Origin of the sequence: Amycolatopsis sp. NBRC 101858 (assembly GCF_030269325.1) — a bacterium.
GTDB lineage: Bacteria > Actinomycetota > Actinomycetes > Mycobacteriales > Pseudonocardiaceae > Amycolatopsis > Amycolatopsis ponsaeliensis.
Genome location: NZ_BSTD01000001.1, coordinates 1,912,121 through 1,924,763 on the forward strand (window position 1 = coordinate 1,912,121; position 12,643 = coordinate 1,924,763).

At 71.5% G+C, this 12,643-nt stretch carries 15 protein-coding genes and 1 pseudogene; 6 read left to right on the forward strand and 10 right to left on the reverse strand.

All coding sequences use genetic code 11. The features are described 5' to 3' along the window. Window positions 1–55: 55 nt before the first annotated feature. Window positions 56–1,118: pseudogene (locus tag QSK39_RS09215) on the forward strand (DNA polymerase III subunit beta). Here the strand turns inward: QSK39_RS09215 and QSK39_RS09220 are convergent. Both QSK39_RS09220 and QSK39_RS09225 read right to left on the reverse strand, forming a co-directional pair. Beyond that, window positions 1,108–2,031 carry a hypothetical protein gene (locus QSK39_RS09220; protein ID WP_285477193.1) on the reverse strand — a complete coding sequence of 308 codons (924 nt, stop codon included), beginning with the start codon at window positions 2,029–2,031 and terminating at the stop codon, window positions 1,108–1,110. The pseudogene QSK39_RS09215 and the gene QSK39_RS09220 sit on opposite strands and share 11 nt — an antisense overlap. Window positions 2,032–2,062: 31 nt before the next feature. Further along, window positions 2,063–3,028, reverse strand: a complete 966-nt coding sequence (locus tag QSK39_RS09225; RefSeq protein ID WP_285477194.1) for an Lrp/AsnC family transcriptional regulator — start codon at window positions 3,026–3,028, stop codon at window positions 2,063–2,065. Window positions 3,029–3,111: 83 nt separating this feature from the next. Between QSK39_RS09225 and QSK39_RS09230 the strand changes: the two genes are divergently transcribed. Both QSK39_RS09230 and QSK39_RS09235 read left to right on the forward strand, forming a co-directional pair. Continuing rightward, complete coding sequence (locus QSK39_RS09230; protein WP_285477195.1) at window positions 3,112–3,933, forward strand: VOC family protein; 822 nt, start codon at window positions 3,112–3,114, stop codon at window positions 3,931–3,933. Beyond that, a complete protein-coding gene (locus QSK39_RS09235; RefSeq protein ID WP_285477196.1) occupies window positions 3,930–5,111 on the forward strand; it encodes a carboxylesterase family protein in 1,182 nt (393 codons plus the stop codon). Before QSK39_RS09230 ends, QSK39_RS09235 begins: the two co-directional genes overlap by 4 nt. Here the strand turns inward: QSK39_RS09235 and QSK39_RS09240 are convergent. The 7 genes from QSK39_RS09240 to sp36 form a co-directional block, all read right to left on the reverse strand. Continuing rightward, window positions 5,092–5,343: a glutaredoxin family protein gene (locus QSK39_RS09240; protein WP_284745146.1), complete on the reverse strand. Its 252-nt coding sequence runs from the start codon at window positions 5,341–5,343 to the stop codon at window positions 5,092–5,094. The genes QSK39_RS09235 and QSK39_RS09240 overlap by 20 nt on opposite strands. Continuing rightward, window positions 5,340–6,110, reverse strand: a complete 771-nt coding sequence (locus QSK39_RS09245; RefSeq protein WP_285477197.1) for an MBL fold metallo-hydrolase — start codon at window positions 6,108–6,110, stop codon at window positions 5,340–5,342. Before QSK39_RS09245 ends, QSK39_RS09240 begins: the two co-directional genes overlap by 4 nt. Continuing rightward, on the reverse strand, window positions 6,107–6,925 hold the full coding sequence (locus QSK39_RS09250) for an NUDIX hydrolase (protein ID WP_285477198.1): 819 nt from the start codon (window positions 6,923–6,925) through the stop codon (window positions 6,107–6,109). The genes QSK39_RS09245 and QSK39_RS09250 overlap by 4 nt, the downstream gene beginning before the upstream one ends. A 109-nt stretch (window positions 6,926–7,034) precedes the next feature. Continuing rightward, window positions 7,035–8,186, reverse strand: a complete 1,152-nt coding sequence (locus tag QSK39_RS09255) for a hypothetical protein (protein WP_285477199.1) — start codon at window positions 8,184–8,186, stop codon at window positions 7,035–7,037. A 36-nt stretch (window positions 8,187–8,222) separates the two neighbouring features. Continuing rightward, window positions 8,223–8,849: a hypothetical protein gene (locus tag QSK39_RS09260; RefSeq protein WP_284745150.1), complete on the reverse strand. Its 627-nt coding sequence runs from the start codon at window positions 8,847–8,849 to the stop codon at window positions 8,223–8,225. Beyond that, on the reverse strand, window positions 8,849–9,304 hold the full coding sequence (locus QSK39_RS09265; protein ID WP_284745151.1) for a RidA family protein: 456 nt from the start codon (window positions 9,302–9,304) through the stop codon (window positions 8,849–8,851). The genes QSK39_RS09260 and QSK39_RS09265 overlap by 1 nt, the downstream gene beginning before the upstream one ends. A 5-nt stretch (window positions 9,305–9,309) precedes the next feature. Then, complete coding sequence (gene sp36 / locus QSK39_RS09270; protein ID WP_020642049.1) at window positions 9,310–9,471, reverse strand: Sp36 family protein; 162 nt, start codon at window positions 9,469–9,471, stop codon at window positions 9,310–9,312. 127 nt (window positions 9,472–9,598) lie between these two features. Here sp36 and QSK39_RS09275 point away from each other — a divergent pair, with 127 nt between their 5' ends. From QSK39_RS09275 to bagB, 3 genes are read left to right on the forward strand one after another with little or no spacing between them, the layout of a single operon-like run. Further along, window positions 9,599–9,847 (forward strand): hypothetical protein, encoded by a 249-nt coding sequence (locus QSK39_RS09275; RefSeq protein ID WP_285477200.1) that lies wholly within the window; start codon window positions 9,599–9,601, stop codon window positions 9,845–9,847. Between the two features lie 21 nt (window positions 9,848–9,868). Further along, window positions 9,869–10,876, forward strand: coding sequence for an ATPase BagA (bagA, locus tag QSK39_RS09280; protein ID WP_285477201.1), 1,008 nt, complete (start codon window positions 9,869–9,871; stop codon window positions 10,874–10,876). Beyond that, entirely contained in the window at window positions 10,873–11,982 is a 1,110-nt protein-coding gene (bagB, locus tag QSK39_RS09285; RefSeq protein WP_285477202.1) for an ATPase BagB, read from the forward strand. Before bagA ends, bagB begins: the two co-directional genes overlap by 4 nt. A gap of 45 nt (window positions 11,983–12,027) precedes the next feature. On the opposite strand, the gene QSK39_RS09290 is transcribed toward bagB, so the two are convergent. Next, a complete protein-coding gene (locus tag QSK39_RS09290) occupies window positions 12,028–12,324 on the reverse strand; it encodes a WhiB family transcriptional regulator (RefSeq protein WP_284745155.1) in 297 nt (98 codons plus the stop codon). Between the last annotated feature and the right edge of the window lie 319 nt (window positions 12,325–12,643).

Genomic DNA, 12,643 nt, shown 5'->3' on the forward strand with positions numbered 1-12,643 from the left:
TGATCAGCGGCCTCCGGCGCGATTTCTGTCGGTGCCCGCCGCTAGCTTGCGAGGCATGGACGTCACCGCGCCTGCCCACCGCCTCTCGGCGGCCGTCTCCGCTGCTTCGCGGCTGCTGCCCGCCCGCGTCGGCCTGCGGTTGCGGGCGGACTCGGGCGGGCTTGACCGTCGCCGGGAGCGATTCGGATCTTGCCGTCCGGTTCGACTGCCCGGCGACCACCCACACCGACGGTGCGGTCGCCGTCCCCGCGGCGCCGCTCGCCGAGACGCTGAAGATGCTCGACACCGACCTGGTGCGCCTGGTCGTCGAAGGCAGCCGCCTGGCCCTGCGGCTCGACAACGCCCGGTTCGCGCTCCCCCTGCTTTCCGCCGAAGCCGGCCCGCCGGCGCCCGAGCCACCGCGAGTGTCCGAAGTGGACGGTACGACGTTCGCGTCGGCGCTGCGGATCGTCGCGGGAACGGCGTCCAAGGACGACCCGCTGCCCCTGTTCACCGGCGTCCGCGTCCAGGCAGCCGAGCGCCTGACGCTGACCGCGTCCGACCGCTACCGGATGGCGGTGACCCGCCTGCCGTTGCGCACACCGGGCTCGCTGGACGTCCTGGTCCCGGCAACGCTGCTGACCGAGGCGGCCCGCCAGGCGAAGGGCGTGGTGGGCCTGCACGCGGGCCCGGGCCGCTTCGGCCTGAGCTGGCAGGGAGGCCTGGTCGGCACGGCGGTCCTCGACGCGGGGTTCCTCTCGGAGGACTCGATCCCGTCGGCCGCGGTCGACACCACGGTGACCCTCGATGCGGACGCATTGGCGGCAGCGGTCCGCCGCGTCGGGGTGTACGCCGAGGACAGGCGAGTCCTGACGCTGGAGGTCGGAGACGCGCAGGTCCGCTTGGCGAGCGCCCGCCAGGACACGGGCGAGGCGGAGGAGACGCTGAAGGCCGACGTCAGCGGCGGCCGGACATCCCCGTCGTTCCAGGCGAGGTACCTGCTGGACGCGTTGCAGGCATTCACCGGCGAGCGCGTGGTGCTGTCGATCCAGCCGGGGATGCGGGCGTGCATCCTGCGGGCCGCGGAGCCCGGGGAGGTGGAGCTGACGTATTACCTGATGCCGATGCTCAGCCGATGATCTCGGTCAGGTCCCGGAGAGCGACTTCGGCTGCCGGCCCGGCCGTGAATTCGCGCACGGTCATTTCCGCGCTCCCGAAACGCTGCTTGTAGGCCTCTCGCAGATTCGGTGCCGAGCGACCGAGCATCCACTCGACCGTCGAGGTGCTGGTCCGCAGGAAGTCGAGGGGCAGACGGCCGAACACGTACAGCTCGGCGCGACGGTCACCGTGCTTGAGGACCAGGCCGGCCAGGTCGGCGACTAGCAAGCGTTTGCGCATCGTGTCGGCGCCCTTCCACCGGGCCGTTTTGAACTCGGCCACCCGGCGGTCGGTCTCGAGGTCGAACGGGCGATCCGGGTCGTTCCCCGAGGCCAGCGATGGGCGCCGGACGATGTACTCGCCCGGTTCGAGGATCTTCGGCAGAGCCCGGACGATCGTCGCCGCGTGGATGAGGTCGTTGACGCGGCCGGCGTGCTGCCGAACCAGCAGCGCGGCCTGAAGCAGCTCGTCGGTCATGCCGCCGTTCAAGCCATCGACATTCCTGAGCTGGGCTCCCTCCAGCCGCTGTTCCATGCGACGGATGCGAGTGGTCAAGTCTTCGACCGTCAGAAAATCGACGAGGGACGCGAAGGCTGCCCCCGGTGCCGCATCCGAGAACTCATGCTGAACATCGGACTCCTGCGGAAGCGGGCTGGTCGGGAAGCCGAGCCGGCGGAGGTGCCGGATCGCGGTGTGCGAAATGAACTCCGTGCGCGACACCCCGAGCGCTCGCTCGAAGAGCTGTCTCGGCGGCCATCGCTGGTCACCGATCGAGACCCAGTGGGTGCGGATCGGCTCCGGGCCGCCTAGGGCCGCCGCGCTCAGGACCTGGGCGCGGCTCAGTCGATGCTGCTCGCCGTTCAGGATGAAGTCGATCGCGCGCTCGTCGTCCACAGGACGTGAGTCGCCGGTCGCCGCGATCCTGCTACACCGGCGCCACGGTGCCGAAGCGTTTCAGCGTTCGGATCATCGGGGCCGTCTCCACCTGCTGGACTCCTGCCAGCCCGCCCAGGTCGTCCGCCAAATACGCATACAGTGCCGCGTCGTCGCGGCAGCCTACGTTCGCCACCAGGTTTGCCGGGCCCGTTGTTGCCGCCGCGAAGGCCACCTGGGGGTGCCTTGCCAACGCTCGGCCCGTCGATTCCAAGGCCGAGGGCGCCACCGTCAGCCAGAGCGTGGCCGTCAACGGGTAGCCCAGCAGGGCCGCGTCCACCTCCACGTCGAAGTACAACGCTCCCGACGCGCACAGCGCCGACAGGCGACGGCGGACCGTCGACTCCGACCGGCCCGAGGCCGCCGACAATGTCGACATGTCGGCTCGGCCGTCCCGGGCCAGTGCGGTGAAGAGAGCGAGATCGCCGGGTTCCGGGTGGTAAACAGCGCCGCTAGGAGAACGGCGCAGTGCGGCGACCTGCGCATCCGACAAAGCGCTGGAACGACCCGACCACCCGGCCGGCCCGCCCGCGAAGCGGCGCAACAGCCGGTACGCCGTCATCGACACCACCCGCGGGGTCCGCGGCAGCTGCCCCAGCAACAGCCCGTCCGTCTCCTCGCGCAGCGGTGCCCGGATGAAGCACGCGATCTCCGTCCCACCCGACATCAGGCTCACCCACTGGGTGTCCGGCCGCCGGGCCAGGCCCGCCGCGATCGCCGCCGCCGCGTCCGGGACGCAGCGCAGCCTCACCAGCCAATGGACCTGCCCCAAGGGCGCCGCCTCCGGCACGCCCACCACCCGCAGCACCCCGGACGACCGCAGCTTCCGGTACCGGCGCGCCACCGTCTGGTCCGAGACGCCCAGCACCGACGCGATCGTGCTGAACGATGCCCGCCCGTCCAGCTGCAGCGCGTGCGCCAAACTGCGGTCGAGGTCGTCGAGCAGGCCGGATTCCACCACCCAAGACTAAGCAGTGTCGGATTCCGCGCACAATCCGCGCGCAGGCGGAAGAAAAGGAAGACGAACTCCACGCTGATGGCATGAACATCGACCACACCGTCTTCGTGACCAGGAACTACGACGAAACCTGGCAGCGCTACGAACAGCTCGGCTTCACGCTCAGCCCGCCCTCCCGGCACTTCGCGGCGGCCAGCGACCAGAGCGAACCCGTCCCGAGTTGCACCGCGAACCGCTGCGCCTACTTCGGCGACTCCTTCCTCGAGCTCATCGGCATCGTCGACGAAGCCGCCGGCGACCCCTGGCGGGTGCTGCCGATCCTGGACGCCCGCGGCGACGGCCTCCACGGCTGCTCCTTCGGCGTCGACGACTCCGAAGAGGCGTCGCAAAGGCTCAGCGAAGCCGGCCTCTCGACGTCGGGCGTCCTGAAGCTGCAACGCGACGTCGAACTGCCCGAAGGCACCCGCACCGCGCGCTTCCGCAGCGTCCACATCCGCCGGGACCGGACGCCCGAGGGCATCCTCCACACCGCCGAGCACCTCACCCCGGAGTACGTCCACCAGCCGCGCTACCTCGACCACCCCAACGGTGCCCGCGGCGTCGCCGGGATCGTCCTGGTCGTCCCCGACGGCGAAATCGAGGCCTACCGGAAACGCTACGCCGTGATCACCAACGGACAGCGACTTGTCGACATCGTCGGCGTCAGCGACCTCGACACCGTCCTGCCGGGCGAGACCCCGAAAGCACTGCCGTACTTCGCGGCCCACGGCGTCGTGGTTGCCGATCTGGGGAAAGCGCGGAAGCTGGTCGAGGAGCACGTCCCGGCCACGACCCGCGGGAACGGCTTCTTCGTCCGCGCCGAAGACGCCGAAGGCGCCGCACTGTACTTCGAGGAGGCACGATGATCGTCGAAACCACCACCGGACGGGTCCGCGGGGACGAAGGCTCCTTCCGGGGAATCCCTTACGCCACAGCGAAACGCTTCGAAGCACCCCAGCCGCCGAAGCCGTGGACCGGCGTCCGGGACGCGCTGGGACCCGGTCCCGCGGCGCCGCAACCGCCGTCACGGCTGGAGCACGCCCTCGGGCCGATGCCCCTGCCACAGAGCGAGGACTGCCTGTCCCTCAACGTCTTCACGCCGTCGACCACCGGGAGCCGCCCGGTGCTGGTGTGGATCCACGGTGGCGGGTTCTCCAGCGGTTCCGGCGGCCAGGTCTGGTACACCGGCACGCGCCTGGCCCGCGAAGCCGACGCCGTCGTCGTGACGCTCAACTACCGCCTCGGCGCCCTCGGCTTCGCCGCCCTCGACGGCGTCCCGCCCAACCTCGGCCTCGCCGACCAGCTCGCGGCCCTGGAATGGGTCCGCGACAACATCGCCGCGTTCGGCGGGAATCCCGCCGACGTCACCCTCGGCGGGCAGTCCGCCGGCGCGCAGTCGACGCTCGCCCTGTGGTCGGCGCCGCGCGCCCGTGGCCTCGTCAGGCGCATCGCCTTGCAGAGCGCACCAGTCGGCATGCCACCGTCCACATGGGACGAGGCGAACCAGAACACCTTGCTGTTACAACAAGAACTCGGCGACGACATCCGCACGGCGCCGGTGGAGCGAATCCTCGAAGCCCAGCTCAGAGTGGCGGCCAAGACGGCGAAGCCCGGCTCCCTCGAACCGCCGTTCCAGCTGGTCGCCGACGACGACCTCGTCGCGCAGGACCTCATCGAAGCGGCACCCGAAGGCCCGGCGCTCATCAGCTGGACGAAAGAGGAGCTACGCGCGTTCGTCCCCGACGCGCCGCAAGAAACAGTCGATGCCGCGAACAGCTTCTTCGTCGGCGACCGGCTGGCCGAGAAACTCGACGCCGTCGCCTACCGCTTCGACTGGGAAGCACCGGGAAACCCGTTCCGGGCCTGCCACTGCATCGACATCCCGTTCCTCTTCGGCACCCACGACGTCTGGGACGCGCCGATGCTCAAGGGCGTGCCGAAGGGCCTCGAAGCGGAAACCGGGCTACGCGAAGTCTGGGCCGCCTTCCTGCACGGAAAGCGGCCCAGCCCGACGTGGGAGGCGATCAGGCCGATGCGGCCTTGACCGCGGCTTCGACCTCGGCGAAGGAGGGGTTGACCATGGCGGTCGACCCGACGATCACGGTCGGGACCGTTTCGTTCCCGTTCGCGACCTCGCGCACGCGCGCGGCCGCGGACGGGTCCTCCCAGATGTTGATTTCGCGGACGTTGAAGCCGCTCTTCGACAGCGGGCGGTGCAGTGCGGCGCAGAACCCGCACCCCGGCCGCCAGTAGAACTCGACCTCGACGTTGCTCATCCCTGTTCCTCCGACCGCAAGTAGTCCAGTTGCGCCTGCACGCTCAGCTCGGCCGGCGCCCACAGCGCCCGGTCGACGTCGGCGTACACGACCTCGACGACCTGGCGCGGCGTAGCGTCCGCGCCGAGTGTCTTCAGAGCCGAACGCACCTGGTCGAGCCGCTGTTCCCGATGGGCAAGGTACTCACGGGCGGTCGCGGGCAGATCGGGGAGCTCTGGACCGTGGCCCGGCAGCCCGAGCGTGCCCGCCGGGAGCTCGATCAGCTTCCGCAGCGAGCGCAGGTAGTCACCGAGGTCGTGCAGCACCGTGGTGCCGCGCCCGAGGATGGTGTCGCCGGTCAGCACCTGGCCGTCGAGCACCAGCGACACCGAGTCGTCGGTGTGCCCCGGCGTGTGCAGCACCCGGATCGAGAGCCCCCCGGCCGAGATGACGTCACCGTCCACAAAGGACGAAGCATTGAGGCACAACGCGGGGTCGAAGGCCCGCACCGGCGCGCCGGCGCGCTCGGCGAACCACGGCGCACCCTCGGCGTGGTCGGGGTGGAAGTGCGTCAGCAGGATCAGCTCGACCTCGCCGACGCCGGCCAGCAGCTCGAGGTGCTCGAGGTCGCGGTAGCCCGGGTCGACGACGACCGCCGGGCTCGACGGCGTCGCCCGCAGCACCCAGCTGTTGGTGCCTTCCAGCGTCATCGACGACGGGTTGTTCTCCAGCAGCACCGAAGCCGTCTCGGACACCCGGCGCAGCACGCCGTACGCGGGGGCGCTCATCGCTTCTCCAGCACGACGCGGACGTGGTCGTTCTCACGGATCAGCGTCGGGGCGATCCGGACGATCTCGCGGTTCGCGTTCAGGACGTCGTCGGTGGTGGCGAACTCCGCCAGCTCGCTCAGCGTCAGCCAGGTCGGCGGCATCAGCATCCGGCGGCCTTCGCGCGCGTCGGCGATGGCGTCCTCGGGGCGTTGCCAGCCGGAGCTCGACGCCTCCGACGTCGCGCCGTCGGCCTCCTGGCCTTCGGGCAGCTTCGCGACGTAGAACCGGGTGTCGTAGCGGCGCGGCTCCTGCTCGGGGGTGATCCAGTGCGCCCACGGCCGCAGCAGGTCGGCTCGCAGCGTCAGCCCGGCGTCGGCGAGGAACCCGGCGAGCGAGACTTCGCGCGTCTCCAGGGCCTGGCGGGCGGCCGCGTACGGCGCGACGTCGACGAGCACCGCGTCCGCGCTGCCCGCGAGCAGCACGCCGGACTCTTCGAACGTCTCGCGCACCGCCGCGCAGGTCAGCGCCCGGGCCAGGGCGTCGTCACAGCCGAAGCGCGCTGCCCACCACGACGGCTCCGGACCGGCCCACGCCACCGACGCGTCGGCGTCGCGCCGGTCGACCCCGCCGCCCGGGAAGACGGTCATCCCGCCCGCGAACGGCATGCCCTTGACCCGGTGCTGCAGGAAGATCTCGACGCCGTCGGCGCCGTCCCGGACCAGGATCACGGTGGCCGCGTCCTTGGGGACGGCGGGCGGCCCGTCGGCGTTGGCGCGGGTGGCCACCCCGGCGCCGACGGGGATGTCGAAGACGAACTCCTTGGGCTGCTCCACCCGGGAAACATACCTCCGGACCCCGACGTTCCGTCGCGCAGTTGTGGCGTCTCAGACAGTGAAAAGACGGTGCCTCCCGGAGGAAGCACCGCCTTTTCCCGAAAGAGGACTAAGGGGCAGTCCAGCCGCGCTGGTCGCCGCCGGAGCGGGAAGCGCCGTTGAGCCGCATCTTCGCCGCCTCGGCGCGCTCGCGCTCGGCCAGCTCCGCGTGCAGCTCACGCAGCAGCGCCCGGTCGCGCTCGCTCAGGCTCGGGTCGTCCAGGTCCAGCGCCGGCAGCTCGACGACCTCGTGCATCGACGGCTTGCCCGCGGCGATCTCGCGGCCCTTCTCCGGATCCTCGGCCAGCGCCTGCCGCAGCTGCGCGACCTCGGCCGGCGTCAGGTCGGCGGTGCGCTCCGCCCGGGTCTCGGACCGGTCGGAGGACCGCTCCGACCGCGACTGGCGCGGCGGTTCCGGTGCGGGCGGCGGCGACACGATCGGCACCACCGGGGCGACCGGCTCCGGCGGGGTCGTCGTGGCGGTGCTCGACCGCATGCTGTGCCTGCTGCCCGAGGACTCCGCGACCGGTTCCGGCGCCACCGCGGCCGGCGCCTTGACCGGCTCCGGCCGGTACACCGACGTGGTCGACGTCGTGCTCCCGGTCACCCAGGCCGGCGACGCGGCCGCCGAAGCGGCCTGGTGGTACTCGGAGTGCGCGACGCCGGGGCCGCTGACCTCGACGACGGAGTGGATCCCGGCCCGGCGCAGTGCCGTGTCGACGCGGAACGCGACGGCCGGCGGGTTGCCCTCCGGCCCCAGCTCGACGAGCACCACGCGCTGCGGCAGCGCGCCCGGCACGCTGCCGGCCGGCGTGTTGCGCCACACCGCGTGCACCGAGCGGACGTCCGGCAGGACCTGCAGGGTCCGGTCGAGCGCCTCGGCGATGCCGAACTCCGGGGAGTTCTCGCCGCTGAACCGGTGCGTGCTGACCTGCTCGGCCTCGTCGACCAGCAGGTCGTTCGCCAGCGTCGCGTCCGACCGGCTCATCTCGAGCACCAGCGCCAGCTCCCGCTGCTCGGCGGAGCTGACCGGGATCCGGCCCGCGATGAGCGTGCCGGTGGTCAGCTCGACCGCCTCGTCGATGTGCGCCCGGGCGATCAGCTCGCGTGCTTCGGTGAGCGCGCTGTCGTCGATCCGGCCCGCCAGGGCCAGTAACAGGTTGTGCAGGCGCAGGGGCACCGAGAACCCGTCCATGGGCGGGCCGTCGTGGACCTCCACCATTGCCTTGCTCCCTCCCAGCTCGCTGGCGGGCGAGCGTTATGCGGCTACTAGCCGGTTCCCCGTCACCGCGCCCACGCAGACCAGCTCTGAGTCGGCCAGCGCGGCCCGGTGGTATCCCGGCAGGTCGAAGCGCGGCGGGATGACTTCGACGCTGGGCTCTTCGTCGCCCAGAACGCGCAGCACCCGCTGCAGTTCGCCGGTCAACCTCGGCAGACCGTTCAGCGCGGTGATCAGCAGGACGCGCTTCGCGGTGCCCTGCCCGACCACACCGACGTGTCGCCAGCTCTGCCGCACTTCCCCCACGTCCGGGCGTCCCCGCAACGTTGCGTGGATCAACACGGACACGGAGTCGACCGAGTTAACCCATTCGGGCGCACTCGACGTGAATGTGTACCGGTTCTCGGTGACGTCGTCTACCCCCAGCGTCGAACTGACCTGGTGCCAGTCGGCGCCGTGCGGGATGAGCCCGGCCACGAGCAGCCGGTACTCCGTCTGGTCGAGGTCAATCCTGTGCTTAAGCAAAGACCTCGGCAGGGTCCGGGCGAGCGTGCCCATGGCACCCTCGCCGAGCCAGTCGCGGAACCGCCACAGCAGCTGGTCGGGCAGCCGCCCGGCCAGCCGGAGCAGCAGCTCGTGAGTGGACTGCTCGATGTCCGGATCCATCACTGCACCTCCACGATCAGTTCGACCTCCACCGGCGACCCGATCGGCAGCTCCGCGACGCCGACGGCCGAGCGGGCGTGGACACCCGCGTCGCCGAAGACCTCGCCGAGGAGCTCGGACGCGCCGTTGACGACCGCGGGCTGGCCGGTGAAGCCCTCCGCGGAAGCCACGAAGCCGACAACCTTGACGATCCGCGCGACGTTGTCAATGCCGACCAGCGCGTGCACCGCCGCGAGCGCGTTGAGCGCCGACGTGCGCGCGTGGCCCTTCGCCTCTTCGGGGCTGATCTCCGCGCCGACCTTGCCGGTCGCGGCCAGCACGCCGTCGACGAAGGGCAGCTGGCCGGAGGTGTAGACGTGCTTGCCGCTCTGCACGGCCGGCACGTACGCGGCCAGCGGGGCGGCCACGCCGGGCAGCTCGATGCCGAGCTCCTTCAGCCGTTCGCTCCAGCTCACGCGGATCAGCCCTTCGGACGCTTGAGGTACGCGACGTGCTGCTCGCCCGTCGGGTTCGGCAGGACGGTGACCAGCTCCCAGCCGTCCTCGCCCCACTGGTCGAGGATCTGCTTCGTGGCGTGGATCAGCAGAGGGACCGTCGAGTACTCCCACTTGGTGGCGCTCATGAACCGGGAGCGTAGCCAAGCGGGCAAGACGGCCGGGGGCCGCCGCCGGAAATCCGCGCGCGACGCGCCGTGGTGTGGTCCATCTCACGCCGTCCCGCGGCGCCCGGCTCCCCGCTAGCGTTGCCCCGTGGAAACGTGGCGCGTGATCGCGACGGCCCTGCTCGCGGTGGCCGGGCTGCCCCTGGTGCTCGTCGTCATGGCCAAGGTGCGCGACCGGACGCAGAGCTCCGGCCAGGTCGCCCTCGGCGGCGTGATCACGTTCACGCTGCTGGTCGTCCTCGGTGTGCTCATCCTCACCGTGCTGCCCGGGCTCGTCACCTGGGTGCTCGTCGCGGCGGTCGCCGCTGCGGTCAGCGTCATGCTGCTGGCCAGCTGAGCACCGGTTTAGGGTGAAGAAGTGACCACTCCCCATGCCGGCTGGACCGACGAGCTTGCCCGCGCCCGGCTGCACTTCGTCACCGGCAAGGGCGGGACCGGCAAGACGACGCTCGCCGCGGCGCTCGGGCTCGCGCTCGCCCGCGAAGGCCGGCGCGTGCTGCTCATCGAAGTCGAGGGCCGGCAGGGCATCGCCCAGCTCTTCGACACCGAGCCGCTGCCCTACGCCGAGCAGCGCATCGCGTCCGTCCCCGGCGGGGGCGAGCTGCGCGCGCTGCACATCGACGTCGAAGCCGCGCTGCTCGAGTACTTCGAGATGTTCTACAACCTCGGCTTCGCCGGCCGGACGCTGCGGCGGATGGGCGCGATCGAGTTCGCGACCACCCTCGCGCCGGGCCTGCGGGACGTCCTGCTCACCGGGAAGATCAAGGAGTGCGTCGGGCGCACCGAGTCCGACGGGCGGCACACCTACGACGCCGTCGTCGTCGACTCGCCGCCGACCGGCCGGGTCGTCAAGTTCCTCGACGTCACCAAGGCCCTGACCGACCTCGCGAAGACCGGCCCGATCCGCGGCCAGGCCGAGGGGGTCGTGCGGCTGCTGCACTCCGGCGAGACCGTGATCCACCTGGCCACGCTGCTGGAGGAGATGCCGGTCCGCGAGACCGTCGAGGCCGTCGCCGAGCTGGACGGCGCCGACCTGCGCCCGGGCGCGGTGCTGGTCAACCGGGTCCGGCCGCCGCGGCTGCCCGCCCGCTCGGTGACCGCCGCCGCGGACGGCCGCGTCGACGCCTCGCGCGTCCGCAGCGGCCTCGCGTCGGCCGGGCTGAAGCTGCCGGACGCCACCCTGGAGGCGCTGGTCGAGGAAACCGTCGAGCACGCCGTGCGGGTCGCCGCCGAGCAGCGGGCGCGCGAGCAGCTCGCCGAGGCGGACCTGCCGACGCTCGAGCTGCCGGACCTCACCGACGGCGTCGACGTCGCGGCCCTCTACGACCTGGCCGAGGCCCTGACCGACCAGGGGGTGCGGTTGTGACCACCATCGACATCGACGCATTGCTCGACGCGCCGGAGAGCCGCGTGATCGTCTGCTGCGGCTCCGGCGGCGTCGGCAAGACGACCACGGCCGCGGCGCTGGCCCTGCGCGCGGCCGAGCGCGGCCGCCAGACCGTCGTGCTGACGATCGACCCCGCGCGGCGCCTGGCGCAGGCGCTCGGCCTGCGCGAGCTGGGCAACCACCCGAAGCAGGTGCAGGTCGAAGGGTTCGAACCCAAGGGCGAGCTGTGGGCGATGATGCTCGACATGCGCCGCACGTTCGACGACATGGTGCGCGTGCACGCCGGCCCGGAACGCGCCGAGCAGCTGCTGCAGAACCCCTTCTACCAGACCATTTCCACGTCGTTCTCCGGCACGCAGGAGTACATGGCGATGGAGAAGCTGGGCCAGCTCGCGGCCAGCGGCGACTGGGACCTGATCATCGTCGACACCCCGCCGAGCCGGTCCGCACTGGACTTCCTCGACGCGCCGACGCGGCTGTCGTCCGCTTTGGACGGCCGGATGATCCGGCTCCTGACGGGCCCGGCGAAGGCCGGCGGCTGGGGCCTGCGCAAGGTGGTCAACGCGGGGTTCTCGATGTTCGCGAAGGCCGTGTCGACGATCATCGGCGGCCAGCTGCTGACCGACGCGTCGGCGTTCATGCAGGCGTTCGACAGCATGTTCGGCGGCTTCCGCGAGCGCGCCCGCAAGACGGCCGAGCTGCTGCGCTCGTCGGGGACGTCGTTCCTGGTGGTGGCCGCGCCGGAGCCGGACGCGCTGCGCGAGGCGTCCTACTTCGTGGAGCGGCTGTCGTCGGAGTCGATGCCGCTGGCCGGGCTGATCGCGAACCGGACGCACCCGGTGCTGGCGTCCCTGTCCGGCTCGGAAGCGCGCACGGCGGCGGATTCCCTGCAGGGCGCGCCGTTGGCCGAGGCGGTGCTGCGCCTGCACGCGGACCGCGTCGACCTGGCAGCGCGCGAGGAGCGGCTGCTGGCGCGGTTCACCCGGGCGCACCCCGAGGTGGCGCTGGCCCGGGTGCCCGCGCTCGCCGGTGACGTGCACGACCTCGAAGGCCTGCGCGACATCGGCGTGAAGCTCGCCGGCTGACCAGCACGGGCGGCGCGCCGGCAGGGCCGCGCCGCCCGCGGCCGCTCAGCCGACCTCCACCCGTTCCAATGCGTCCCTCTTGGCCGCTTCCAGCAGGTCGGCCCAGCTGACCACGTCGGGGCGGCGGCGCAGCAACGCCCGCCGCTCCCGCTCGGTCATGCCTCCCCACACGCCGAAGTTGATCCGGCCGTCGAGTGCTTCGGCGAGGCATTCCGTCCGGACCGGGCAGCCCATGCAGACCGCCTTGGCCCGGTTCTGCTCCGCGCCCCGGACGAACAAGCCGTCCGGGTCGGCGTCCCGGCAGGACGCGTTCATCCGCCAGCTCGACTGGTTGGTTTCCATACCCCCAGCTCCCTACCCTGGTGATCGACGCACCAGCGGGGAAAGGCACTGCGCTCCTTGCCCCCGCGAGCGTGTCTCCCTCTGCTCACGTCGGTTCCGGGCACCTCCCCGGTGCCGGTGCCGCCGTTCGGACCAAGCGAGCTCCCACTCGCGTTGATCCATCCGACGGCTTGTCTTCGTGAGACGTTGACGGACTGTAGGGGCCCTCGGTTCCCCCCGTCGAGACCTAGAATGCCTTCCGTTACCAGATGTCACCGAAGGGGGTCGGTTTTGTCACTGATTTCACACCTGTGGAGACACGGCGTCACCGGCGCCTGAC